A 26,100-nucleotide genomic window follows, 5' to 3' on the forward strand; every position below is an offset into this window, starting at 1 on the left:
CCGTGTGCATTGCATCTCGCCCTTCGGAGGTCTGCGATCAGGCGTACTCCTCGGCATGCATGCGCGCAATCGAGGCCGCTGTCGACCGTAATGTTTGCAGCAACAGCGAGCGGTCATTGGCGCGGAAATTCATGATCACCGGCGAATGCACGCCCTTGTTGGACAGCGGCCGGTACACCACATCTGAGCGATGCAGCCCCTGCACCGAACGCGGCACCAGGGTCACGCCCACGCCGGCGGCGACCAGGCCGATGGCGGTCTGCATCTCGTTGGCTTCCTTGACGATGGCCGGCCGCAGGGCGCGGCTGGAAAAAATGTCCAGCACCTGGTCCGCATAGCTGGGACGGGGCTTGGCCGGATAGAGAATGAAACGTTCCTCGGCCAGCTGCGCCAGCGTCACCTTGCTGCGCGCCAGCAGCGGATGGCCCAGCGGGAACACCGCCACCAGCGGTTCTTCCACGATGGTCTCGCAGAGGATGTCAGGGTCGCTGATGGGCAGGCGTCCGAAGCCTACATCGATGCGTCCGGACTTGAGTGCCTCGATCTGTTCCATGGTCACGATCTCGGAAAATCCGATTTCGATGTCCGGCATGTCGGCGCGGAAACGCTTGATCATCTCCGGCAGCAAACCATACAGCGCCGAGGGCACGAAACCGATGTTGAACCAGTGCTGCTGTCCGTGGGCGATGACGCGCGTTCCTTCCTCGATCTGTTCCAGCCGGGACAATACCTGCAAGGTCTGTTCATAGAAAAACTTGCCTGCCATGGTGAGCGCAATCGGACGCGAGGCGCGGTCGATCAGCTCGGCCCCGAGCATTTCCTCGAGCTGGCGGATCTGCCGGCTCAGGGGCGGCTGGGCGATGTGCAGCAATTCGGCCGCACGGCTGAAACTGAGCGTGCTGGCGACGGCATTGAAATACTTGAGATGACGCAGTTCCACTATACCTCCGAGGCATACCATGATGCTGATTTGATATTGTACGTTCACCCGGCAAACGCATAGAATCGGCGATCAGCCGGCCGCAGAGCCGTGCCCCACAGCAACGAGGCCCGCGTCCACGGCAGCAGGGTCCGACCAGAAGACCGTAGAGGAGACCGACATGATCCACCCCGCCCATGCTGGCGCGCTTTGTTCTGCGCACCGCCGACGAGCTTCCATCCCGGGCATGAAACTTGCACTTGCATGACGCTGAACGCAGCCGCCGCTGGCTGAGGGAAAGCAGACAGCGCGCACTTCGTTCGCATCGTCCATGAAGGTGCATGGCAGACCGGCTCCCGCGCCGTCTGCACGCAGCCGCACCCCACCCCGGTACCACCGCTCTTCCGCCACCGGCCCGTGCGGAAGGGCAGCGTTAAGAGGTTAACATGCTCAACACTGTCCATGCGCTCAGTCTGGAGCCCTTGTATCGTCGCCGCGTTTTTCACTCCACCCGCAAGGTCGACTGTCACGCCCAGGTCGCCAACGAACTCGCGGAACATGACCTGTTCTGGAAGGGCGACGATGTCGATACCGTGCTCTTCAAGGCGGCAATCCAGCAGTTGCAGATCTTCATGCTCAAGTATGGTGCCGAGGTCGTCGTGCGGCCGCGCCTGTTCAATGGTTTTGCGCTGGTCCACATGACGCTCTCGGGCAGCGCCGAGATCGAATCCGATGGCCGCAAGGTGTGCATCCCGCAAGGCCATACGGCGCTGATTGCACCAAAGAAGAATCTGCGCCTGTGGTGGCAGGCAGGCTCCGAGCAACTGATCCTGAAAGTGCCGCTGGCCCTGTTCGAGGAATTGCGTGCGGTCGGCCAGCGCGGGCCGATGGAGGTTCCCTCGGTGTTCCTGCTGCCGCAGCAGGCCGCGCCTTATTGGGACTTGCTGATCCAGTCGCTGCTGCGCGTGCTGGCCCTGCCCGGCCAAGGGGCCGGACAGGGAGAATGGGTGCAGCACTTCGAACGCAGCGCTGCGCAATTCCTGCTCTCGCAACTGACGTCCACGGTGGAGCCCGTGCATGCCGCCAGCAGCGGTCAGCGTGCGGCCAGCGAATCGGCCGACAGCCTGGTCGGTGCCGGCAAGCTGCAGCGCCTGGACATGCTGGAGCGCTACATCCGCAGCCGCCTGTGCGCGCCGCTGGCGCTGGCCGACCTGGCCGGTGCGGCCGGCGTGAGCGTGCGCGCGCTCAATGCGCTGTGCCACCAGCAATATGGCGTGGCGCCGATGGACCTGCTGCGCAACATCCGGCTCGATGCCGTGCGCGAGCGCCTGCTCACGCATCCCGGTGCCAACATCACCGATACCGCCTTCGAGTTCGGCTTCGGGCATCTGGGACGGTTCTCGGCTTACTATCGCGAGCGCTTTGGCGAATTGCCCAAGCAGACGCGCAGCGTCACGCGCTGATTTTTTGGCCCTGCACCACGCGACGGCATCCTCGCCCGTTCTTGCACCAGCGCGCAGCAAGGCTCACACCGCGTGCCTCCCTTGTGAAAAAAACGGGAAAATCCGCGGCTGCATGATGCAGGCGGCGGATATTTTTTGGTCAATTCCTTCACCAAGATCGCCGCAACAAGCATGGGCATGCGCATATCCACGCACGCTGCCTGTCGGGAAATTCATCCGTGCTTGTTACCACCCCGCTTCAGGATCTGCAGAGCGGCCATTGTGGTGTGCACAGCCCCGAACACTCAATCGACAGAAAATGTGGGATGAACATGAAGAACTTGTTCGCACTCAGCTAGCAGACTCCATGGCCTGCATCCATTCCCTGCAGGCCGTCAGCGCCGAGGGCTCGCCCGCCGTGATGGCGTGCTGGAGTTCGACACTGCGCGCGGCCAGGTCATCCAGCCCCATGGCTTGCAGTCCACCCTGCAGGCGATGCAGGATGCGCAGCACGCGTTCATGCTCATCGCGATCGATGGCTTGCTGCAGCTTCTCTTTTTCTGCCGGCCAGCTCTGCCGGAATGCCTCCCGCACTACCCGTTCAAACGGATCGACCGGCACCGTCTGCACTGCCTGCAACGATGGCGCAGGCACCGTGCGCACCGTGCGCACCGTGCGCACCAGGCGCGCCAGGATCTCCTGCATCTGCTGCAGCGAGGCTGGCTTGATCAGAAGAGCATCGAACAGCGCTGCCGGCAGTTGCCCCAGACTGCCCGGCCCCGCCGCCGTGGTGGCGATGATGCGGGCGTGCGGCTGCTGCTCGCGCACGCGCGTGGCCAGCGCCACGCCATCCAGACCGGGCATGCCGAGATCGGTGATGAGCACATCGGCCGGGTGCGCCTGCCATTGCGCCAGTGCATCCAGACCATCGCGGGCCAGCCGCGGAGAGGCGCAGCCCAGCGCCTGCAATTGTTGCTGCATCAAGGTCAGGTTCACATAGTCATCCTCGACCACCAGCACGTCGAGTCCGGCGGCCACACTGACGAGTTCTGCCACCGGTTGCGGCTCCACAGCAGCAGGCTGGCTGGCCAGCGCGCGCAGCCAGTCGTGCCGGTCGAAGGCGCTGACCTGTTGCCAGCCAGGCGCAAGGCTGGCGCGCATGGCCACGTCAGGACAGATCAGCACGGCCGGCACGGACTGGTGTTGCGCGCAGGCGATGAAATCATCCACGCAATCCGGTGCGACCAGATGGATCACAGCGCCGGGCGCACTGGCGCTGTCACGCCGCGCTGCACCCCACGCGGCGAGATAGTCGCGGAGCGTGGCTGCCATGTCCGCATCGTGACAATGCAATGCCACGGTCTTGCCTGCCAAGGGGCGCGAGACCGGCAGCGTGCCGCCTCCCTCCACCAGCGCCAGCGTGATTTCCGCACCGAAGACGCTGCCCCGGCCCGGCTCGCTGTCGAGGGTGATATCGCCTCCCATCAGCTCGGCCAGGCGGCGGCACAGCGACAAACCGAGACCGGTGCCGCCGAAGCGCTGGCTGATGCTGTCATCGGCCTGTTGCAGCGACTTGAAGATGCGTTGCCGGGCACTGGGCGAGACGCCGATGCCGGTATCGCTGACGTCGAAGCGCACCACCATGCGCGCCGGTTCGCGGCGCAGGAGCCGCACCGACAAGCGGATGCGCCCCTGCGCAGTGAACTTGACGGCATTGCCGACCAGGTTGTGCAGGATCTGCATCAGCCGCCGCGGATCGCCCAGCACCGGTGCTTCCAGTGCCACGGCGGGCAGGCAGGAGAAGGCCAGTCCCTTGTCCAGTGCCAGCGGTGCGAACAGCTGCGCGCACTCTTCCAGCAAGTCGTTGAGCTGCAGCGTTTCCGAGGCCAGCGTGATGGATTGCGATTCGATCTTGGTGATGTCGAGGATGTCGTTGACCAGCCCCATGAGCATGTCGAAGGCATGACGGATCAGCTCAATGCGTTGCCGCTGCGGCAACGACAGCTCTTCCCGCGCCAGCAGCTCCATATGCCCGATGGCGCCATGCAGGGGCGTGCGGATCTCGTGGCTGACCTGGGCCAGGAACATGGACTTGGCCTGGTTGGCGCGGTCGGCCATGCTCTTGGCTTCGCGCATGAGGGCTTCGTGCGCCTTCTGCATGTTGAGATCGATCATGCCCAGCAGCAGCACATCCTGGCCCGAGAAGCGGGTGCGCGACCAGACCGCGCCCAGATGGCTGATGCCGCCATCGCGCAGCGGCAGTTCGGCTTCGATCATGGCCTGGCGCAGATTGTCGCCGACCCGCACTGCGGTGAGGATCTGCGCGTAGAAGGCCGCGCAGGGCAGCGCCGACTGCTCCAGCATGCGCGAAGCCACCGCATTGCGCAGTACCACTTCGCCCGAGCCGGGCGCATAGACGGCGATGCCGACCGGCAGGGTATCGATGATGGTCTGGCTGAACTGACGGCTCTCCACCATGGCCAGCGCCTTCTTCTGCAGCGGCCCGATCACGCAGCGGTCGAAATACAGGGTAGCGACCCAGACGAAGAGCAACGCAAACAAACCCCAGACGGCCCCCGTCGTGAAGTCGCCCTGCAAGCCGGCCAGCACGTCGCGCCAGGTGAAGGTGAGCACCACCACCCACTCCGGCCCCTCGATGGTCTGGGCAATGAAGAAACTGCCGTCATCGTGGAAGTGGCCGACGTGATCGTGCGGATCGGTGGCATGCCGCACATGCTCCTGGATGTGGCGCATCAGCAGCGGATTGACGTGTGGATCGGGGCTGCTCAGCAAACGTGTGCTGCCCTGCCCTTCAAACACCATCAGGCCGGGCATCTCTTCGTTCTTCATGAAGAACTGGCGGAACTGGCTGGCCGGCACCGAGAACACGGCCGTTGCCTGATCGCCCTTGTCCAGCGCAATGCGCACGGCCAGCCGGGTCACGGCCGAGCGCTGCAGCGGTGCGCTCAAGGCCGGACTCATCCACAGCACGCGCTGCCCGGTGCTGCCCTGGGCGCGCGCCGCCCGTTCGCGCTCGGCGGCGAAGGCCGCATCGACCGGCGCGCTGATGGCGCTGATGTAGGGCGAGATGCCGAGCCGGCGTACCTCTTGCTCTTCCGCGCCGGACAGCGGCGGCGAGACCGCCAGGAAGCCGGCCTCGGCGGTATAGATGAAGCCGTCCAGCGTGACACCGGGCTCGGCCGGATTGAACATCGGCAAGGCCGAGGCTTGCCGCAGCAGGAGCAGCAGCGTGGCCAGGCGCAGGCGGTCGGCGGCGGTGTCACCGCGTATCACGAGGGAAAAAGGCACCACCGTCAGACTCTCGGGACTGCGGGTGATCTCGCCGGGATCCACGCGCTCGCTGTAGGTATCGAGCACCATCAGTTCCTTCTTGTAGAGATGCTGCAGGCGGGCATACATCTCGGCGAACTGGACCACCCGCGCGGTGAGGCGATCGACCTCGGACTTGATCTGCTCGCGCTTGCTGGTGAAGCTGCCGATCTGCCGTTCGCGGAATTGCGTGAAGGCGCTGTAGCCCAGAAACATCACCGCGCAGACGATGGCCACCGACAACAGCGTGGCGCAGCCATACAGGAGCCGGCGATAGTAGCGCTCCGACAGGGCAAGGATCTGGCGCGGCATCGCGGCTCTCAGTGGCCCAGGTTCTGGAAGATCCGGCTCAGTTCGACGTCATTGCTCACCCCCAGCTTCTTCATGGCCGCCACCTTCTGGTTGCTGATGGTCTTGGGACTGCGGTTGAGGCGCTCGGCGATGTCGCTGATGGACATGCCCTGGCAGATCATGCGCGCCACCACCAGCTCGCGCTCGGACAACTGGGCCAGCCCGGTCTGGCGTGCGTTGACATTGAACAGACTGCCCAGCAAGGCCGACGACAGCGACTGCGGCAGATAGACCTGGCCGTGATGGACGCTGCAGACGGCTTGCGGCAGGTTGACGAAATCACTGCGGTTCTTGCCGATGAAACCGGCCGCCCCCAGCTCCAGGGCGCTGGAAATGATCTGCGGCTGGGCATGGGCACTGAGGAAGATCACCTTCATCGCCGGATGCTGGCGGCGCAGGCGCTTGAGCAGGTCCAGCCCGTCGGCCTGGGGGTCATCATCAAAGGCATAGTCGCACAGCAGTACGTCCACCGGATCACGCTCCAGGCAGCTCATCAGCTGCGCGATGCTCTCGGCCGAGAAGGCCAGCGCCAGGTCGGCGCAGGTGGCCAGGATGGCTTCGATGCCCCGCAACACGACCGGATAATCATCTGCGATCCCGACCCGTATCAATGTCCCCTTGGTCGCCATGTTGGCATTCCCTTTCCGCGCTGCTCAGTTGGTGGCCGCCTGGTCCCGGCGGCGCTGCATCTGCCGGAAGAACTCCGGCATCGCCAGCGGCCTGGCGAAATAATATCCCTGGAAACGCCGCACCCCCATCCGGCGCAAGCGCTGCCACTGCCCCCGGGTCTCGATGCCTTCGGCGGTGACGGTCGCATCGAACTCGGCGGCCAGGCTGACGATGGTTTCGATGAGGCGACTGTACAGGGAATTGCCCTGCATGGCAGCAACAAACGATCGATCGAGCTTGAGGCAACTGACGCGGCCACAGGCCAGCTGGTGCAGGCGCGCGTCGCCGATGCCGAAATCATCCAGGGCGATGGCGATATCGGCCCGCTCGCACTGGGCGAACAGGCGGCGGCAGCGCTCCGGTCCGAGGTCGGCACCGCGCTCGGGCATCTCGATCATCAGCTGCAACTGCGGCCACGGCAGGCGGCGCAGCAGGGCCTGGCACTGGGCCACCAGCGACTCACCCTGCAACTGCTCACCACAGGCATTGAAGGACAGCACGAAGGGCTGCCCCAGGCAGGCGGGTGCGCTACCCCACGCCGCCCGCACCTGATGCAGCATCTGGCGCGTGGTGGCAGCCAGCAGGCCCTCCTCGGACAAGCGCTCCAGAAAAACCGCCGGTGCCAGCACACCGGCGTGCGGATGCTGCCAGCGCATCAGGATCTCGGCCCCCTGCCAGTCGCCGTCCTCGCCGACGATAGGCTGCAGGAAGGGCTGGAACTGACGGCGACGCAAGGCCAGCAGCAAGTGCCTGCGATCCATGGGCGGGACGGCGGCAGAGTGGGCGCATTGAGCGGCGGCATGCATGGGAATTTCCTTCATGGCAGGTTGGGCGGCATCAGGGACCTTGCGTGCTCGCTGGATCGCCCGTCGTCATCGATGAGCTGGAAGCTCAGGCGCGGCTGCTGCCACGGCAGGGTGGCATCGTCCACGGGCAGCACGAAGACCTGTTCGCCATAGGGCGGTGCCATCTGGTCGGGGGCGGCGCGCGGCACCAGTTCGCGGCGACCGTCGCTGACCCGCAGGCTGGCAAGGGAAGCAAAATATGGGCTGTCATTGCGGCAGACCAGGACCCATTGCCCGGCTTGCCATTGCAGCCGGAAGTGCAGCGCATCGCTCCACTGCGGCCCCGGATCGGCAAGGCCGTGGGGACGATGGAACACCTTGATCTGGGTGTTGAGCCCGAGCAGCAAGCGCGGCGCGCTTGCCTGCGGCGCATCCGCCAGCAGGGGGATCTCGTAGAGATTGAGCCAGAACACCGATTCGCGATCGGTCGGCAGCGGCTCGCCGGTGGTCAGCACCCGGACCTGGCCGATGGCCTGCGGCGACAGCCGCTGTACGGCAGGCAGGACGAACAGCGCAGACTGGACCGTGTCCGGTGCCTGGCTGCCCTCGCCCTGGTCTACCCAGCTCTGCACCACCACGGCATGCGGGTTGGTGTTGGCCAGGCGCAGGCTGAGTTCGCGCTCTCCCTGGCTGAAGACCAGGCGCGTGCGCTCGGGCATGAGCCCGGCCTCGGCTCGCGTGCAGCAGAGCAGCATGGATAGCAGCACCCAGCGCGCCAGCCGAGCGATCCGGCAGCGGCTCATTGCGGCGCTCCCGGTAGGCGCGGTTGTGCGGCCTCTGCCGGCAGGAACTCGGCACGGCGGGGTGCGGCCACGCAGGCCGCTTCCAGCCGGATCAGCTCCTGCGCCAGATCCTGCCCCTGCAGATCGTAGCGCGCGGAACAACGCTCCTGCTGGCCGTCGCCCCAGCGCACCAGCAGCTCGCCCTGCAGCTGGTCCGTGCGCAGATAAGCCTGGCTGCCCTGCCCGACCATGCCGATCACGCCGCCTTGCGCATCGAGCACATCGGCTCCCATCGGCAAGGGCGAGGCGCCATCGCGTTGCAGGCGGATCAGCAAGGCGTGGCCGGTGCGCGTCCCGAAACTGAGCTTGAGCGTGGCCCCGGCATACGGGATGACGGTGCGCTGGCTTTCCAGCAATTCGGTCTTGTGGCGCTTGCCGCTGGCCGCCAGTTCGACCACGTTGCGATGATAGGGCGAGAGCGAGGGCAGCAAGGCGTAGCCGTGGCTGTCGATTACCGCCCCCTGGCCGTTGAAGAGGCGCGCACCTTCCGCCCCCTTGGCTTCGATCAGGGCAAAGGTATCGCCCAGATAGGGACCGAGGGTGATACCGCCGGCATGCACGGCGAGCGCGCCGCGCACGTTGCCGGCCACCTGCCAGTAGTCGCGCCCGTGCGTGAGATTGAGATTGAGGTTGGCCTTGGGCAAACGCGCGCCGAGGTTGCCGTTGACGCTGTCCTGCTGGCCGCCCGGCACATGGCTGGCCCCCACGCTGTAGCTGAGCTGGCGCTCGCCCGCCAGCATGCCGGACACCTGGGTCTGATAGAGGTCCTGGTCCGCCGCCCGGACCACCGACGTACTGGCGACAGGCCGCTCACCGCCCTCGCGCCCCAGCGGGATCGACAGCGACAGCATCAACGAGGAGCCCGGTTGCGCCACCGCTGCCAGCCGCCCGTCCAGATCATTGGCGGTCCGGGCCACACTGCTGACCTGCTGCCGCTGGAAGGCGAGGTTCAGGCTCACGCCGTTGCGCCACAAGGTCGAATACCCGAACTGCAATTGCGTGATGCGGCTGCGGTCATGGTGGAAGGTCTGGGTCAGGCCGGAGAGATAGAGCGAGCCCAGGCTCCCCAGTTGCTGGCTGAGCGAGAGATCGATGCGCGAGTGCTGCTGATAGCTGGTGGAACTGGCCAGCGAAGAGAATCCGGTACGCCGCACCTGGCGCTCGCTGATCACGTCGGCCAGTTCGCGGTAACCGGACGTGGAGTAGCGATAGCTGGCGATGGAGAACTGCGTGCCGGTGACATCGAAGGCCCGTGAATAAGACACGCCCATCATCCAGCCGCCACGCGCACCGCCACCGGTATCGGCATGCGAATAGTTAAGCGACAAGCCCAGCGAACCGGCTGGCCCGGCCAGGGTGGTGCCCAGCACCGCCGACTGGTATGCCGGCGCCAGGCGCAGTCCGAGGCTGCCGGTCATGCTGTTGCTCAGCCCGCGCTGGTAGAGCGCATCCACGAACGGCAAGCTGCTGTCGGTATCGCGGGTTCGGCCCAGTGTGACGCTGTAACGCTCACTGCCAGGCCGCATCGATTCCGGCAGCGCCGAGTAAGGCACGCTGAAGCGGGACCGGGTGCCATCGGCCTCGATGACGGTGACATCAAGATCGCCGTTGTAGCTGGTCGGATACAGATCGTCGATCACGAAACTGCCCGGAGCGACGGTGGTGCGGTAGATATCGCGCCCCTTCTGGCTGACGATGACCTGAGCGTTGCTGCGCGCAGTGCCACGAATGACCGGTGCATAGCCGCGCTGCGAATCGGGCAGCATGCGCTCGTCCGAACTCAGTTCCAGTCCCTGGTAGGCCAATCCCGACAGCAGCTTGCCGGAGGTATAGCTCTGGCCCACGGTCAATTCGCTGGTCCAGTCGGGCAAGGCGCGGCGGGCATAGGTGCGCACCGGATTCCAGCGCAGTCCGCTGCGGCTGTCATAGCCCAGGCTGCCTTGCTGGCGCAAACGCCACAGGCCCAGGTTCACGCCGCTGTTGGTAAAACCGTAGACCGAACTGCTGCTGGCCTGGGCGGTATGGGCGTAATACTGGCTGATGCTGTAGTTGAGGAAACCCATGCTGTCACCGGCATCGTAGAGCGCGGGGTCGATGTAGCCCCGCGCGACATGGTTGCGTTGCGCCTGCGGCAGGCTGACATCCAGCCGCAGGCGTGAGAGATCGAACACGGCCTGCGCCCCGGGCGCCAGCTCGTCGATGCGGGCGCACTCGCGCTGGCCCAGCTGCGCGACCAGATCCTGCCGCAGGTCGAGCAAGACGGCGTCCTCGGCCTTGAAGCAGGCCGCCGCGCCCATCCCTTCAACCAGGTCGAAGCGCAATGCGCGGCGGTGGCTGTAGCTGCCATTGACAAACACATCCACACTGTAGATGCCGGGCTCGACATTGCCCACGCGATTGAAACGTGACAGGCTGCCCTTGTTGATGGGCGAGGCCATCTCCAGCGATTCCAGGAATCGATAGCTGTTCTCCGCCGGGCCGGCCACGGCCACCGGCCAGGCCAGCAGCCCGGCCCCGAGCGACAGGACAGACCGGGCCACGCGCCGCAGAGGCGAGGGATGCACACTCACCGTGATCACCTCACTGCACGGAATAGTCGCGCGGCACTTCCACACCCACATCGTTGAGCAGACGCAGACGCATGCGCATGCCTGCACGGTCGGCCGGCACATGGTCCAGCGGCCAGCGCAGTTCCTGGAAAGGCCGGATCACCGTGGTCCTGGCCAGCGCTTGCGCCTGGTCACCCAAGACCAGATCGGCCTGTTGCACCATCAGGTGATAGCCACTGCCGTTGCGCACCACCATGCTGGCCATCCCGTCGCTGCTGTCGATGGCGAAGGAAAGCGCCGCGGGTGCGCGCGCCGCATCGGCCTCGCTGGCCAGGGCGGGGGGACGATAGAAGACTTTCATGCGGCTGCGCACGGTCAGCACCAGCTGATTGTCGTTGACCGAATCGGCCTTGAGGGCCGGCACCTGCAGGAAATTCAGAAAGAACAGCGACTCGCGGTCCTGCGGCAGCGCTGCGCCGATGTAGGAGAGCCGCACCACCTGGCCGCCATGCGGCTCGATGCGGAACACCGGCGGAATGACCAGGAAGGGCGAGGCCTGCCCATCGGGCCGGCCGGCGTGTCCATCATCCAGCCACAACTGGACCAGATTGGGATGATCATCAGGGTTGCTGAAGCGCAGCACCTGCTCGCCGGCGTCGGCCGGATAGATGACGCGCGTACCGAGCATGGTCACGCTGGCGCTGGCGTGCGCACTCAGCAGGAAGACCAGCAACATGAGGAGACCTGCGCGCAAGCTTGTTCTGTTCATGGCAAAAACGGAGATGCGCCGCCGGGAAATATCCCGGCAGCGACAGGGGTGAGACCAACGGGGAAACGGAAGTCCGCGCCCGGACAGGCGCATCAGAAGTAGTCGAGGGCGTACTGCACCGAGCCAATCACGGAGCCCGCTTCGGCCGCGCCGCCTTCGGCGACGTAGCGTACGGCAAAGGTATGAGAAGCACTGGTACTGCCGGCGGCGATCTCCAGCCCCTCGACCGACACGCCGCTGCCCCCCACCAGGCTGATCGGATCGCCGCCGACGCTCTTGCGCAATTGCAGCGCCACGTTCTTGGCGCTGCCCAGGTTGGGAATGTTGTTGCCGCTGGTGGCGGCGCTGGCCAGGAATTGCGTCTTGACCTTCAGTTTATCGGTGGCAGATGCCGTACAACCACTGACACTGACCACGAAGGGCGTCTCGCCCGCTGAAGCGCCTGTCGCCGCGAGGTCGCCGGTGGCCACCGTGGGCAGCAGCACCACCGGATTGGCCGCACCGTCGACCATCACCTGGCAGGTCTGGCTGTTGACCTGGCCACGGAAATTGATGGTACTGCCTGCCGCCAGTACCACCGACGGCGAGACCAGCAACAGAATTGCGAGATGCTTTTTCATTTTTACCCCCAAGGAGAATTCGGTCGATCCACGAAGAATGCCGACACCAACCGATGTGTCCGGCACCAGACGAATCATAGGCAGGCAGGTGGCGCAGCAGAATCGGCGCTCCCCCAAGCAGCCCTTGGCAATCGCTGATTCAGCAATGGGCAAAATCCCAAACGCGGGCATCGCCGCACAATGGGATTTGGCCCATGCACATTGCAGAGCTGGCCCATGTCGCGCACAGGTGCGCTTGCGCGAACATGCAGGGCTTCCCATCCTTGCCGGAGTTTTCCCTTGTCTGCTCGCCCGCCCGATCACGCCAGGCCCGGCGTACCTGCGCCCTGGGTCCTGCCCTGCCCTTTGCACCTGCTGCTTGCCTTGCTGGCGCTATGCCTGCTGTCGGTGCCGGCAGAGGCCATCTGCAAGCGCAACAATCGCATCGCCTATCCCTTTACGCCCTTGAGCGATGGCGGCTCGGCCCAGTTCTGGTTCGGCCGCATCAATCTCGCCAGTACCGTCCTGCAGCCGGCCGGCACACTGCTGGGAAGTGCGGTGGCGACGGCCGCCGAGGCCTCCGGCATCAGCGGCGATACGCTGCTGTGGACCTGTGATCTGGCCGATGCCGGACAGATATCCGAAGTGTTTTCCACCAATGGCGATGACCGCGTGGGCGGATTTGCCGAGATCGGCACGCAGGATGGCTTGCCGGGCTTCTACCGCACCTGGTTTCCCGGTGTGGCGATCCGGCTCACGCATCTGCGCTCAGGGAAGGTGTTTTCGCGCTATTACCAATCGGCCCGTCTTGAGAACTACGACGTCGATGAAGCCAGCAAGAAGATCCTGATCCGCGCCAGGCATCTCAGTCCGGTCAAGGCAGAGATCGCCCGTGTCTCCGATCTCAGTCCCGGCACCGGCACCAGCAACTGGTGCGGCGACCGCCCGAACAACCGTTTGCAGACGGCCGTTCCCTACCGCTGTCTGCAGCCCAATGGATACCTGATGTTGCGGGGTCCGGGGTACAACCGCGCCAGCGGCGACATGGATGATGATGGTGAAGATCACGCGACGCGCTTCCTCTTCTTCGGTGCCGCCAACGGCATCGCCTTCGGCATGCGCCAGGCGGCCACCCTGAGCGTGCTGCCCTCGTGCGTGGTGCAGAACGTGACGCCGGAAGTGGTTTTTCCGACGATCTCGGAAGAGGAACTCAACCAGGGCGAGACACGGCAGGTGGAATTCACGCTGGCCTTTCGCTGTGACGAGGGCGTCAATACCCGACCGCCGAACACCGCCGGCACTGACGACAACCAGACTGCCTTTGGCATTCAGGTCTCACCGGGCGCACTGGCGGCAGCGCGGCAGCTGGGGTATGTCAATCAGGATCAGGGCGTGCGGTATCTGCTCTCGGACTACTACGGCCTGGATCCTTCTCTGGCCAAGGGTGTGGGCATCAGCCTGAGCGACAGCGACAGCCAGCAGCCGATGCAATTCCTCAGCTCGCCGCTGGCCGGACAAGGTTTATCCAGACCGCTGCCAGCGGGCCGCAACGCCGGATGGTATCGGCTCGACGCCAGCAATGCGTCACGCTGCCTGCCGCCGGCGCCTGCTGCCCCCGCGTATCAGTTCACGGTAGAAAAGCGGCTGACCGCTACGCTGCAACGGCTGCCCGGGCAAGCCGTGGCAGCGGGACGGGTGTTTGCAACCGCCTATGTGATCGTCAAGGTGCAGTAAAGAAGGCAAGGAGACGATCTGGATGGACTCAATGCTGCCCCTCCGGACTGGCCGGGCCGCTTTTCTGATCAAGGCTGATGTGTTCGAGTCCCTCGCGTTCTTCATTGGCATTGCCCAGCCACTGCCACAGGAGATCTTTCTCGCTGATGCCGGGACGCTGACGGATGACATCCGGGAAGGGCATGCCCTTTCTCAGATACACCTGACGATCCCAGCGGTTGAAACTTTGATGTTTGGGATGATCTTCCGGTAGATAGGGTCGCCAGATGCCGCTGTGCGGACAAGGCGAATGGCTGCGGTAGCGGCGCTCGGTCTGGGGAATCTCTGCGTAACGCGCAACACGTCTTCGTACTCGGGGATCTTCGACCACCGGCGGCGGCGCGAGAAGATCGACCGGCATGCCAAGGTAATGAAACTGGATGCGGCCGTCCTCATCCTGCAAACCGGCGCGGCTGCGATCAAACAGTTCTCCCTGTTCATAACGCAAGGGCAGTTGTTCGGCGTTCCATGTGCGGTGGCGCTCCGTGATGGGGCGCATCAGGCGGGCCTGCCAGTACCCTGTTTCCGGAGCTGCGGTAGTTTCGAATTGCGGTGCAATCTGTCTCTGTGGGTGCGTCGGCAATTGCTGGCCATCCGGGATCCGTGCACGGCCGGTGCGCAGCCAAGCTGGATCGGGTATAGGGGGTGTAAGCCCTGCAGGCTTCTGCAAGATTGCCCTGGCAGCCTCAAGCAAAGTCTTGCGATCACCATTCCACATGGGCAGCTTGGCCGGAGGAAGGGGAAGTACCTTGTCGAGATTGGGGAAACGCAGGTCGGGGTTGCGCTGGAGTGCATCGGAGAAAATCCTGTAGCGGTCTTCACGGGCCTTGTCGATACCGATAACGGATAATGGGTCGCCATGTCGGAAAGCGCTAGCCAAAAATATTGCTGACAGGTAGCTACCGAGTCTTAAACCCTCCTGAAGAACAATGCGGGCTCGATCATTGTCCTGATCAAATTCAACGTTGTCGCCAACACTCGCGCCACCAAGATTGAAAGCAGCCTCGGCGTTCCCTTGATTCAGCCCGCATTCCAGCATCCTGCGCGCGATCGTGCGGTTACCCCAGAATGCTGGCGGGCTGTCATAAAGCGCATCCAGTTTTCCTCCCAAATACCCGAGCGCGCTGGGACTGCCCATCTCTGCGGCCAATTGCCAAAACGCATAGGCACGGCTGGTGTCTTGCTTCACACCTATTCCCTGTTGGTGGTAGGTGCCCATGACATCAAAGGCAGAGGGAATCCCCATCAACATGGCCCGTTCTATCAACAGCACTGCCCGTTCAGTATCCCGTTTCACACCTTGTCCGTGTGTGTACGCGCTGGCCAGATTCAGTATCGCTTTCCAATGGTTTCGATCAGCGGACTTTTCCCATAGAACCGCCGCTCCGGAATAGTCACGCTGATTCGGCCATAGAGACGGGCTGGTCAGAGCAAGTGCTTCTTGAAACCATTGCTCTGCTTCTTCCTCGATTGGCGGAAGAACATCTTCCTCATAGCGGCAACTGAAATCACTGCGGTGTGGATCAAATGCTCTTAAGGGCATGTTACGTGGCAAATTTTTCATCGGGTACGCACTCGTGTTGAGAAGAAGCATGCTTAACATCAGCGCCTTAAAAAGATAATTCATCATAGAACTAGGCCAAACGAGTTCTGCTCACGCGCTCATCCCTGAAAGGGAAAAGAAAGCCGATCGGTAGACCACCATTATTTTTCTTAAAGGCGTTCGCCTTCATCAGCTTGATCCACTCTTCAAACGTGACGGCGATCTCCCTCGGACTTCCCCCACCTCCATCCAGCATCCCTCCCGTATGCCTCCCCCAAACATGCCTCCTGACCTCCGCACTCAACACCGGATCATCGCAAGCCACATTCATCTCCGCATCCACTGCCATTGATCGCAAATTCAAATTCGCGCTGCCCACCGTCAACATCGCGTCGTCAATCACCATCAGCTTGCTGTGGATGTAGATCTCGCGGTACCGGTCCGCCATCGTCGGTGCCACGCCCTCTTTCAGCGGCGCTCGTCCTCGCCAATCATGGTCATAAGTCCATGAGGTGCCGACCAAGGTGCGTATGCCCAATCCATCCAGTTCCCGCGCCACGTCTTCTTTGCTGCCCACGGCAGCGGCACTTTGTCCTAGCGTCCCTTTTTTATCCTCTTCCACCAGCTTGTCCTGATTCGGCATGGAGTCCCCATGACCTAATGAGCGCACCGCGTCATACGTACGCGGCACCATCTGCGGAAGTTCCGGCGTCGGCATCACCACCATCACGTGAAGGTTGGGCAGATCGTCCACGCTCTGCCCCGCACGCTGCCACCATTCCATGAACTTGCGACGATCCTCCTTGATCTGCCGCACCCACGGCTCGTACTGGAAATACTGGTTTTCCACATACAGGTAATGACGTGCAAAGCTGCTGGCTTGCCGATACAGTCGTTGAATGCTCTTGTCATTTTCTTCCGGTTGAGTGCGGATGATCTGCGCATTGACGCTGCGTTCACCCTTCAGTGCGGCACACAAGCCAGGCGGCGGCTGGTGTACGTCGTGCGTGCGCGCGAGCGGTCCCCCTTTGCCTTTTGCCCGATTCCAGGCATCCGTAAAATTCTTGCTGATGCTGACCAACGCCTCCCCTTCGATGCGGCAAGCGTAATCTTGATAGGGCTTCAATCCGGGACGGCCATCTTCCGTACGCCCTTCCCATCCTTCGCCACGCCGCGGGTCGTGATACAGGTGTGCTTCCGTATCCCAATAATCGGTAACGGCATTGAGGCCCATCACATATCCCACAGCCTGCGCTCCTCCCTCATATTCATAGTCGATCAGGATGCTCTTCTGATGATCGGTGGCCACCAGCACCATCCCCGCCGTCTCCAGAAAGCTGCGCTTGCCCGCCTCCTTCTCCAGGCTGCCCCATACCGCACGCATATCGCCATCACGTACCCGCAAATTCAAATTCGGAATGGCGCCCGCTTCTGCCGCGCGATACCAGCTTGCGTTGAACACTTCACGCCGATCACGCACGGCCACAGGATCCGGCATGCCGCCCGCATCCGGCCGTATCACGCTGGCTTCGCCACGCATCGGCCCCTGCCTCTGCTCATAATCACTCGGCCGCTGGTAGCCCGGCATGTTGTGCGCCAGTGCGCTACCGATCACGCCATACCACGACAGCAAGCGCACCTGCACCGGCTTGCCCTCGTTGTAGCGGCCCGCTGCCACATCGCGCAACAAATCACCCCAGGTCTCACCACGTGGCCATGCTCCTGTGCCCCGTTCCAATTCCATGGCCGGATCGAAGCCCCAGCAGATGATCTCGACGCTATCTTTTGCGCGGCGGATGTCGTCGCAAATCCGTGCAAACGCCTGCTCGCCGCAATACAGCATCTGCAGCCGGTTACAGCGATGGATGGGACAGTCCTTGTCCTGCGCGCTTTCCAGCAACCATTGCGCGCTGCCTCGGCTGCGAGGATGTGCCTGGCTGAGCGGGACCGTGCTGGCCTGTTGGGTGGTGCTCATGAATCCTCTCTGGTGAAGTGCATCAAGTTCAGGCAAATGCAGACGCGCCGCTCAACCCTCGCGCATCGCCCGGTTGCGCTCACGATCGCGAGCATCGTCCTCGCGGGCGCGATAGCCTCGTGCAGCCAGTTGTGCGTCCATATCGTCCAGCCGCGCCCTGACCGGCAGCTCAAAGACATGGCCGTTGCTGAGCCTGACCTCATAGCTGGCCGTCTCCTCGTCCGTCACCGTAATCAGCACCTGGCCGTGGGCATCGGTCACACCCTCGGCGACCCGGTTGCCAGCTTTGAAGAGCTGATAGGGCTCATGCGCAAAGACCTTGCCCTGCACGGCGTGCGAGGTCAGCACCAAGGCCAGCCGCCGCTGCTGCTTCAGTTCGCCCAGGGCGGGGGGATCCGGTAAGACCGGGACCGGCCCGTTGACCGGACCGTCATGCGCATACCCGGCGGCATGGGCTCGCCATTGGCCCGACGTACTCTGTTCGATACCGCCGGCGTGCCAGCGCATGACGCTGCCGCCGCCATTGATGACGACCTCTTCCTTGGCCTCGATGCTGATGCGATTGGCCGTCTGCGTAATGTTCAGACGCGCAAGAATGTTCACGCTCGCGGCAAGCGCGGAAACGTCGATGTCACCGGCTGCGGCGACCAGCTTCATGCCCGCCTTGCAAGCGAACAGGCGCACCGCCTCGCGCACGCTGACCAGCAGGCTCTTTCCGGCACTCAGGCTGGCATGGCCACCACTGCTGATGGCCGTGTGCTGCTGGCTCAACAGATGCGTCGACCCTGCGGTGGCGGTCTCGATGCCCGCCGGACTGGCCAGTACCAGATGTGGAGCCAGAAATGCCGGAACGCCTTCTTCCAGCACCGCTCCCTTGGTCTGGCCCGCAATCGCAGCGCACTGCTGCTGCAGGATTTGTGCGACGTTCTCCTGCTCGCCCGCCATTTGTGCGCCAGCCTGCACGGCCGCCTGCGCCAGTTCGGCCTGCCATTGGCCGCCTCGTTGCAGATCGGCCGTCGTCTCTTCCATCGCGGTGAGCTGCCCTTCCGCTTCTGCGCACGCATGCGTCGTGAGCAACAGACCGCGTTGCGCCCGCAGCGCGCCGTGGCCATCGCTGCGCAATTCAAAGCCCTCGCCACGCGCCTCCTTGCGTCCCGCCTGTCCCTCGATGCGCGTCAGATGACCCAAGCTGAGCTGGCTGGCCAGATGATCACTGCGGATCTGGACCTGCATGCGCTCGCAGCTGTCATCGAGAATCACGTGATTGCTGCGGCCACCGGCCGCATTGCCGCCCTCCGGCGTCAGCTCACGGCTGCGCAATCCGCTCAAGGCTCGCTGCTGCGGCAATTCCCACGGTGGCATGTTGTCCTGGTTGTGGACGCAGCCGGTAACCAGCGGATGATCCGGATTGCCGTCCAGCCATTGCACCACCACCTCCGAGCCCACACGCGGATGCGAACTCCAGCCGCTGTGCGCACCCGCCCAATGGGTGGCCACACGGATCCAGCAACTGCCACTGCGTGCGCGATCCCAATGGAAGCGCACCTGGATGCGTCCATACGCATCGACGTGCAGACTCCCCTGCCCTTCCGGCCCGACCACGGTCGCCGTCTGCAATGCCAGCAGCGTAGTGGATTGGCTGTCAAAGCCCGGGCCCGGCCGCCAGAGCGTGTCCCACGGCAGGCAACGCAGGCGGTTCGCGTAGCTCGCCGGCACATCTGCATCCTGCAGGTAATTGTTGCTGGCCTCATGGACCACCTCCAGGATCACGAACTGCGGATCGCCAGCCTTCGCGTGAAAATGCTCCAGCAGCCGAAATCGCCGCCCCGGTGCCACTTGCCGGTGATTGCCCTGCGCCTCGAAAAGCAGACTGCCGGCCTCGATCTCCTCCATGCGCCGACGGGCCAGCCGGTCGCCCTCCAGGAAGGTGCGAAAGCCATCATGACCGGTGTACTGGTGGATCTCCTTGCGTGCGATCTCGCCCTGTTCCACCACCGTCATGATCTCCACATGACGCGGCGATGGCTGCTTGAAATCGAACCCGCTCACCGCTACCTGCGCTGTCGTCCCCTGCTGCACGACCTGCCATTGCGCGATGGCGTCTTCGTCCTCGGCTCCTCCCGCGCTATGGAAACGGATATCCGCAGAAGACCCCTCAATCGCCTCCGCGCGGGTACTGTCATCGCAGATCACCAGCGTATGGCCCTGCGCCGTATGCTCGTACCAGTAGCAATAGCCTTCGGCCTCCCAGCGCCGGGCGAGGTAGTTGTGGTCAGTCTCTTCCCACTGCGTGCAGAGTGAGCTCGGAACCTCCTCCTCGCTTACCTGCCAGCGCCAGTGCGCCAAGCCGGCATAGTCCCGCAAGATCGATTCGGTCTGCTGTTCAATGGTCTGGTCATGGAACAGCCGGCAGTTCCGCCGCAGATGCGCGTAATGCAACCATGGCACCAGCACCGCTTCATAGAAGGCAATCCCGCCATCGGTCCTCACGAAGCGAAACGACATGACATGCCCGGTGAAAGGACGCAGGCTCCCGTCGGCCGTCACCAAGGAAACGCACAGCAGCTTGCCCAGCAGACAGGTCAACGGAATCGCGGCCTCGTCGCTGAGCAGCTCCAGCACGAAACGAAAATCGCGCGACATCGCCTCGCTGCCCTCGAAGCGGTTGATCACCAGCGCACAGGCAGGCGCATCGTCATGCGGAAAGGAAAGTCGCAGCAGGCGACGGGACTGCGGCTGCCGCAGCAGCGAATCGAAGAGGCTCATGAGCAGGCAGCACCAGCGAGATGAACGAGCGCGCCAGTATCGGCGTGTCGCCATTGGCCGACACGGATCGCCGCGATCTTTGCAGTGACTGCCGAAACTATTCGATGCCAATGACAAGCGCACCATAGGTCGCATGACATCCAGCACAACTGCCTTGCTGCCTGCGAATCAGTACATCGTCACCAGCATCGGCATTGGCCTCGCCTGCATATGCTTATGAGAAAACATTTCTTGGCACCGGATGCAGGCTCGCGCTAGCGTGGCGCTTGGGCTTCCCCCTGCTTTGCGCATTCCATCCAAGACAAAGAGAGACAACATGCCAGACAACCCACAATGGAAATTCGAAACCCTCTCCGTCCACGGCGGCTACGATCCTGACCCGACCACGCGCGCCGTGGCCGTGCCGATCTACCAGACCGTGGCCTTCGCCTTCGACGATACCCAGCACGGTGCCGACCTGTTCGACCTGAAGGTCCAGGGCAACATCTATTCGCGCATCATGAACCCGACCCAGGACGTGCTGGAAAAACGCCTGGCCGCACTCGAAGGCGGCATCGCCGCGCTGGCCCTGGCCTCCGGGCAGGCCGCCGTGACCTACGCGATCCAGACCATTGCCGAAGCAGGCGACAATATCGTCTCGGCCTCCACCCTGTATGGCGGTACCTACAACCTCTTCGCCCACACGCTGCCGCAGTTCGGCATCCAGACGCGCTTCGCCGATCCGCGCCAGCCGGAGTCCTTTGCCCCGCTGATCGATGAGCGCACCAAGGCCATCTTCATCGAATCCATCGGCAACCCGCTGGGCAACGTCACCGACATCGCTGCCGTGGCCGAGATCGCGCATCGCCATGGCGTCCCGCTGATCGTGGACAACACCGTGGCCACGCCCTATCTGCTGCGTCCCTTCGAGCATGGGGCCGACATCGTGGTCCATTCATTGACCAAATATCTCGGCGGGCACGGCACTACGCTGGGCGGCGCCATCGTGGACTCGGGCAAGTTCCCGTGGGCCAAGCACAAGGAACGCTTCAAGCGCCTCAACGAACCCGACGTCAGCTATCACGGCGTGGTCTATACCGAGGCGCTGGGCGAGGCTGCCTACATCGGCCGTGCGCGCGTGGTCCCGTTGCGCAATACCGGCGCCGCGCTCTCCCCCTTCAACGCCTTCCAGATCCTGCAGGGCATCGAAACCCTGTCACTGCGGCTGGACCGCATCACCTCCAATGCGCTGGCCGTGGCGCAATACCTCAAGCGTCACCAGAAGGTACGCTGGGTCAACTATGCCGGGCTGGAAGATCATCCCGACCATGCGCTGGCGCAGAAGTATTTCAAGGGCCGCGCCTCGGGCGTGCTGACCTTCGGCGTGGCCAATGGCCGCGACGGCGGCGCGCGCTTCCAGGATGCGCTGCAACTGTTCACGCGGCTGGTCAACATCGGTGACGCCAAGTCAGTGGCCACGCATCCCGCTTCCACCACGCACCGTCAGTTGTCGCCCGCCGAACTGGAGAAGGCGGGCGTCACCGAAGACACGGTGCGCCTGTCCATCGGCATCGAGCATATCGACGATCTGCTGGCTGACCTGGAACAGGCCTTGCAGTCGGCGTGATCTGATCGGTCCTTCAACAAAAAATGGCTCCGCATGCGGAGCCATTTTCATTTCAGGCAGTGGATAAATCAGGCGGCCTGCTTCTCCGCTGCCCGTTGCTGCAGACGCTGTGCCACCAGCTCACGCGTACGCGGGATCAATTCACGGCCATAGTCGATGGCATCTTCCAGCGGGTCGAAGCCACGGATGAGGAAAGTGGTCACGCCCAGATCGTAGTAATCGAGCAGCGCCTCGGCCACCTGCTCGGGCGTGCCGACCAGTGCGGTGGAGTTGTAGCGCGCACCGGTCTCCCTGGCAATGGCCGTCCACAGGCGCTTGTCGACCCGGTCGCCCTTCTCGGCGGCAGCCAGCAGACGGCGCGCGCCTTCGCTCTCTTGCGGTCCGGTGTAGGCCGGATGGCGCGTGCCATTGCCCGAGCGCAGGCGGCGCGTCTCATCGAGGATGCGTTCGGCACGTGCCCAGGCCTGCTCTTCGGTGGCCGCCAGGATGGGGCGGAAGGACACCGAGAAACTGATCTCGCGTCCATGCCGTGCTGCTTCTGCTCGCACGCGTCCGGTCAGGTCGCGCACCTGCTCCAGCGATTCGCCCCACAGCGCATAGACATCGGCATGGCGGCCGGCCACCGGAATGGCGGCCTCGGAGGCCCCGCCGAAGAAGATCGGGAGTTGCGGCTGCTGCAGCGGCTTGACTTCAGAGAACGCCTGCTCGAAACGATAGTGCGCACCCTGGTGATCGAAGGGCTTGTCGGCAGTCCACACCTGGCGCAGGATCTGCAGGTATTCATCGGTACGGGCATAGCGTTGGTCATGATCGAGGTAGTCGCCGTCACGGCGCTGTTCGATGTCGGAGCCGCCCGAGATGATGTGCACGCCCAGCCGTCCGCCGCTGAAATGGTCCAGTGTCGCCAGTTGGCGTGCCGCCAGCGTGGGCGCGACGAAACCGGGGCGATGCGCCAGCATCAGCTGGATGCGCCGGGTGGCGGCAGCTACTTGCGCGATGGTAAGGATGGCATCCGGGCCATTGGAATGATACGGCACCAGCACCCGGTCAAAGCCGGCCTCTTCGTGGGCGCGCGCAAAGCGCAGCAGGTAGTCGGTATCGATGGCCTGCCCGACCGAGGGATGGATCTCGGAGTTCTTGTGGGTGGTGACCATGCCGATGAAATTGACGCTCATGTTGGACTCTCTTCAGTAAGGAATTCGGGATCGGATACTGCGGGCATCAGGCCGCAACCTTGTTCGCGCCGGCCTGCCAGCCGGGCTGGGCCGCCACCTCCTGCAGGCCGAAGTGGCCACGCAAGGTATGGGTCTCGTAGTCTTCGCGGAACAGTCCGCGCTGGCGCAGCAGCGGCACCACTTCGCGGGTGAACAATTCGAATTGCTGGCCGATGATGGGCGGCATGACGTTGAAGCCATCGGCCGCACCCGCGTTGAACCAGTCCTCGATCAGGTCCGCCACCTGTTCGGGCGTACCGGCCACGGCCAGGTGTCCACGCGCACCGGCCAGGCGCTTGAGCAGCTGGCGCAGGGTCAGTCCTTCGCGCAGCGTGGTCTCGACATAACCGACGGCGCGACTGCGCGAGGCCTGCACCAGACTTGGGTCGGGAAAGTCATCGGCGGTCAGCTTGCGGTCCAGCGGCAAGGCAGAAAAATCGTGGCCGCCAAAGCGCGCCGACAGACGCGCCAGGCCAGTCTCGATGCTGGTGAGCGCATCCAGTTCTTCCCAGACCTGCTGTGCCTCGGCTTCGGTACTGCCGATGGCGGCGCTGATGCCGGGCAGGATCACGATGTCCTGGGCGGCGCGTCCCAGGCGTGCTGCCTGGCCCTTGATGTCCTGGTAGAACGCCTGCGCAGAGGCGCGATGGCCGTGCGCGGTAAAGATGGCTTCGGCCCAGCGCGCCGCAAACGCACGGCCCGCTTCGGACTGGCCAGCCTGCACGTAGACCGGCCGCCCTTGCGGACTGCCCGGCACATTGAGCGGACCGCGTGTGCGTACATGCTTGCCCTCGAAGTGCACCGGCTGCACTGCCGCATGATCGAGGAAGCGGCCACCGGCGCGGTCATCCAGCACGGCCGCCGCCGGGAAGCTGCGCCACAGCGCATCGACGGCGGCCACGAATTCTTCGGCGATTTCATAGCGGCTGCCATGGTCCACGTTTTCGGGCAGGCCATAGTTCTGGCCCGCGCGCGGGGCCCAGGAGGTGACGATGTTCCAGCCGGCACGGCCGCGCGAAATATGGTCCAGCGAGGCAAACTGGCGCGCCAGCGTGTAGGCGTGGTTGTAGGTGGTGGAGGCCGTGCCGATGAGACCGATGCGCTCGGTGCGCAAGGCCAGCGCCGTCAGCAGCAGCAAGGGGTCGAGCAGGCCGGAGGTAGCTTGTTGGCCGCCCTCCGGGCCAACCAGGGTATCGGCCAGGAACACCGCATCGAACTTGGCGACTTCGGCCAGGCGCGCTGCGTCTGCATAGAGTTCCAGATCGGTCAGCGCCTTGGGATTGGCACCGGGATGGCGCCACGCGCCTTCATGGTGACCGCGGCTCATGAGAAAGAGGTTCAGGTGCAATTGGCGTGGGCGCGACATGGCGGCTCCTTGTAGTGGTCTTCAGGCGAGGGAATCGACACCCAGGCGCTGCAGCAGCACCTGGCGCAGGGCGGCGAAACCGGGATCGTCGGCGCGCCGGGGATGGGACAGGTTCACCGCGTGGTCCTGGGCGATGCGGCCCTGTTCCAGCACCTGGATGCGGTCGGCCAGCAGCAGCGCTTCATCCACATCGTGGGTGACCAGGATCACGGTCGGACGGGTGCGCTCCACCAGGCGGCGCAGCAAGCCCTGCATGCGCAGGCGGGTCAACGCATCAAGGGCGCCGAAGGGTTCATCGGCCAGCAGGATATGCGGCGTGCGCAACAGCGAACGGGCCAGTGCCGCGCGCTGCTTCTGTCCGCCTGACAGGGTCGCAGGCCAGGCGTGCGCCTGTTCAGCCAGGCCCACTTCCTGCAGCAACTGCAGTGCCGCCGGCCTGGCGGTAGCGGCCTCCAGGCCAAGCGTCAGGTTCTCCAGCACACTGAGCCAGGGCAGGAGCCGCGCATCCTGGAACAGCACGCTCACGTTGCCGGTGAGCGCCAGTTTTCCTGTGGCGGTGGCGTCCTGGTCCAGCCCGGCCAGCGCGCGCAGCAAGGTGGTCTTGCCGGAACCGGATTCGCCCAGCAGGGCCACGAACTGGCCCGGCGCAACGTCCAGGTCGAGCTGGTCCAGCACGGTCTTGCTGCCGAAGCGGCGGCTCAGGTGACGCGCGTGGATGGCGCCCGGCGTGCTCAATACCTGCGGACTCATGCGGTCCTCCGGTAGCGCAGTACGCGCGCCTCAATGGCGCGCACCACCAGGTCCGACAACAGGCCCAGCACGGCATAGATCAGGATGCCAACCACGATCACATCGGTCTGGCCCCAGTCGCGTGCCCGGTTCATCAGGTAGCCGATGCCGGTCTGGGTGTTGATGAGTTCAAGCACCACCAGTGCCGTCCAGCACAGCGAGACTGCCAGCCGCAGCCCGGTGAAGAAGCCCGGCAAGGCCCCCGGCAGCGCTACCTTGCGCAGGAAGGTAGCGCGTGAGAGATGCAACGTGCGCGCCAGCTCCACGTGACCGATGTCGATGCCGCGCAGGGCGGCGTGGGTGTTGATGTAGATGGGGACGAAGACGGCGGTGGCGATCAGGAAAATTTTCATGGCCTCGCCGATGCCCAGCCACAGAATCGCCAGCGGGATCAGGGCCAGCGTGGGAATGGCGCGCTTGACCTGCACCAGCCCGTCGATCAGCGCCTCGCCGCTGCGGGTGAGGCCGGACAACAGCGCCAGCACCACGCCGGTGGCCAGCCCGATGAAGAGGCCACTGTAGGCCCGCGCGGCCGAGGCCAGCAAATGCGGCAGCAGGCTGCCATCGCGCAGCATCTGCAGGCCGGTCAGCAGCGCCTGCGAAGGCGCGGTCAGCGTTTCCGGCGACAGCCAGCCCAGGCGCGAGGCCGCTTCCCAGATCGCCAGCAGCAGTGCCGGCCCCAACAGCAGCGCACGCGGCGGCAGGCGCGCCGGCATCAGCGATGGCGAAGGTGCGATGGAGGACGCCGCCGCCGGTGCAGCCAGCGGCAATTCATCAGCAGGCGAATCCAGGCGGGCGTGTGCACTCATGAGG

18 protein-coding genes are annotated in these 26,100 nt (G+C 64.2%); 3 read left to right on the top strand and 15 right to left on the bottom strand.

Translation table 11 applies throughout. From position 1 onward, the window contains the following. Positions 1-37 precede the first annotated feature (37 nt). The gene (locus tag MKD49_RS04445) at positions 38-940 is read right to left on the bottom strand and encodes a LysR family transcriptional regulator (protein WP_039784226.1); all 903 of its coding nucleotides are present in this window, start codon (positions 938-940) and stop codon (positions 38-40) included. 425 nt (positions 941-1,365) lie between these two features. On the opposite strand from MKD49_RS04445, the gene MKD49_RS04450 reads away from it, so the two are divergent. Continuing rightward, positions 1,366-2,382: an AraC family transcriptional regulator gene (locus tag MKD49_RS04450; RefSeq protein ID WP_121043456.1), complete on the top strand. Its 1,017-nt coding sequence runs from the start codon at positions 1,366-1,368 to the stop codon at positions 2,380-2,382. 330 nt (positions 2,383-2,712) lie between these two features. Here the strand turns inward: MKD49_RS04450 and MKD49_RS04455 are convergent, their stop codons facing one another. The 7 genes from MKD49_RS04455 to MKD49_RS04485 all read right to left on the bottom strand — a co-directional run bounded on the left by MKD49_RS04455 (position 2,713) and on the right by MKD49_RS04485 (position 12,276). Beyond that, positions 2,713-6,003 (bottom strand): hybrid sensor histidine kinase/response regulator, encoded by a 3,291-nt coding sequence (locus tag MKD49_RS04455; protein ID WP_252695571.1) that lies wholly within the window; start codon positions 6,001-6,003, stop codon positions 2,713-2,715. A gap of 8 nt (positions 6,004-6,011) precedes the next feature. Next, complete coding sequence (locus MKD49_RS04460; protein WP_039784218.1) at positions 6,012-6,671, bottom strand: response regulator transcription factor; 660 nt, start codon at positions 6,669-6,671, stop codon at positions 6,012-6,014. A gap of 24 nt (positions 6,672-6,695) precedes the next feature. Beyond that, positions 6,696-7,517 (bottom strand): EAL domain-containing protein, encoded by an 822-nt coding sequence (locus MKD49_RS04465; protein ID WP_252695572.1) that lies wholly within the window; start codon positions 7,515-7,517, stop codon positions 6,696-6,698. 11 nt (positions 7,518-7,528) lie between these two features. After that, complete coding sequence (locus tag MKD49_RS04470) at positions 7,529-8,299, bottom strand: molecular chaperone (RefSeq protein WP_252695573.1); 771 nt, start codon at positions 8,297-8,299, stop codon at positions 7,529-7,531. After that, a complete protein-coding gene (locus tag MKD49_RS04475) occupies positions 8,296-10,908 on the bottom strand; it encodes a fimbria/pilus outer membrane usher protein (RefSeq protein WP_252695574.1) in 2,613 nt (870 codons plus the stop codon). Before MKD49_RS04475 ends, MKD49_RS04470 begins: the two co-directional genes overlap by 4 nt. A 10-nt stretch (positions 10,909-10,918) precedes the next feature. Further along, positions 10,919-11,623, bottom strand: coding sequence for a molecular chaperone (locus MKD49_RS04480; protein ID WP_252695575.1), 705 nt, complete (start codon positions 11,621-11,623; stop codon positions 10,919-10,921). A gap of 125 nt (positions 11,624-11,748) precedes the next feature. Then, on the bottom strand, positions 11,749-12,276 hold the full coding sequence (locus MKD49_RS04485) for a fimbrial protein (protein WP_209534203.1): 528 nt from the start codon (positions 12,274-12,276) through the stop codon (positions 11,749-11,751). Between the two features lie 279 nt (positions 12,277-12,555). On the opposite strand from MKD49_RS04485, the gene MKD49_RS04490 reads away from it, so the two are divergent. Beyond that, the gene (locus tag MKD49_RS04490; protein ID WP_252695576.1) at positions 12,556-13,989 is read left to right on the top strand and encodes a fimbrial protein; all 1,434 of its coding nucleotides are present in this window, start codon (positions 12,556-12,558) and stop codon (positions 13,987-13,989) included. Between the two features lie 28 nt (positions 13,990-14,017). Here the strand turns inward: MKD49_RS04490 and MKD49_RS04495 are convergent, their stop codons facing one another. Genes MKD49_RS04495 through MKD49_RS04505 form a run of 3 tightly spaced genes read right to left on the bottom strand, consistent with a single transcriptional unit; the run spans position 14,018 to position 20,312 of the window. Then, the gene (locus MKD49_RS04495) at positions 14,018-15,658 is read right to left on the bottom strand and encodes a tetratricopeptide repeat protein (RefSeq protein ID WP_252695577.1); all 1,641 of its coding nucleotides are present in this window, start codon (positions 15,656-15,658) and stop codon (positions 14,018-14,020) included. 4 nt (positions 15,659-15,662) lie between these two features. Next, positions 15,663-17,546 (bottom strand): phosphatidylserine/phosphatidylglycerophosphate/cardiolipin synthase family protein, encoded by a 1,884-nt coding sequence (locus MKD49_RS04500; protein ID WP_252695578.1) that lies wholly within the window; start codon positions 17,544-17,546, stop codon positions 15,663-15,665. Between the two features lie 51 nt (positions 17,547-17,597). Beyond that, positions 17,598-20,312 (bottom strand): type VI secretion system Vgr family protein, encoded by a 2,715-nt coding sequence (locus tag MKD49_RS04505; RefSeq protein WP_252695579.1) that lies wholly within the window; start codon positions 20,310-20,312, stop codon positions 17,598-17,600. Positions 20,313-20,628: 316 nt separating this feature from the next. Here MKD49_RS04505 and MKD49_RS04510 point away from each other — a divergent pair, with 316 nt between their 5' ends. Further along, entirely contained in the window at positions 20,629-21,918 is a 1,290-nt protein-coding gene (locus MKD49_RS04510) for an O-acetylhomoserine aminocarboxypropyltransferase/cysteine synthase family protein (protein ID WP_252695580.1), read from the top strand. A gap of 68 nt (positions 21,919-21,986) precedes the next feature. Here the strand turns inward: MKD49_RS04510 and MKD49_RS04515 are convergent, their stop codons facing one another. The 4 genes from MKD49_RS04515 to MKD49_RS04530 are packed head-to-tail and all read right to left on the bottom strand — an operon-like array spanning position 21,987 to position 26,096. Continuing rightward, positions 21,987-23,093, bottom strand: a complete 1,107-nt coding sequence (locus MKD49_RS04515; protein WP_252695581.1) for an LLM class flavin-dependent oxidoreductase — start codon at positions 23,091-23,093, stop codon at positions 21,987-21,989. A gap of 46 nt (positions 23,094-23,139) precedes the next feature. Beyond that, positions 23,140-24,498 (bottom strand): LLM class flavin-dependent oxidoreductase, encoded by a 1,359-nt coding sequence (locus MKD49_RS04520; protein WP_252695582.1) that lies wholly within the window; start codon positions 24,496-24,498, stop codon positions 23,140-23,142. A 21-nt stretch (positions 24,499-24,519) separates the two neighbouring features. Beyond that, positions 24,520-25,248, bottom strand: a complete 729-nt coding sequence (locus tag MKD49_RS04525) for an ABC transporter ATP-binding protein (protein ID WP_252695583.1) — start codon at positions 25,246-25,248, stop codon at positions 24,520-24,522. Further along, complete coding sequence (locus tag MKD49_RS04530; protein ID WP_252695584.1) at positions 25,245-26,096, bottom strand: ABC transporter permease; 852 nt, start codon at positions 26,094-26,096, stop codon at positions 25,245-25,247. Before MKD49_RS04530 ends, MKD49_RS04525 begins: the two co-directional genes overlap by 4 nt. Positions 26,097-26,100: the final 4 nt, after the last annotated feature.

It is taken from the genome of Herbaspirillum sp. WGmk3, assembly GCF_023952535.1.
Classification (GTDB): domain Bacteria; phylum Pseudomonadota; class Gammaproteobacteria; order Burkholderiales; family Burkholderiaceae_D; genus Herbaspirillum; species Herbaspirillum huttiense.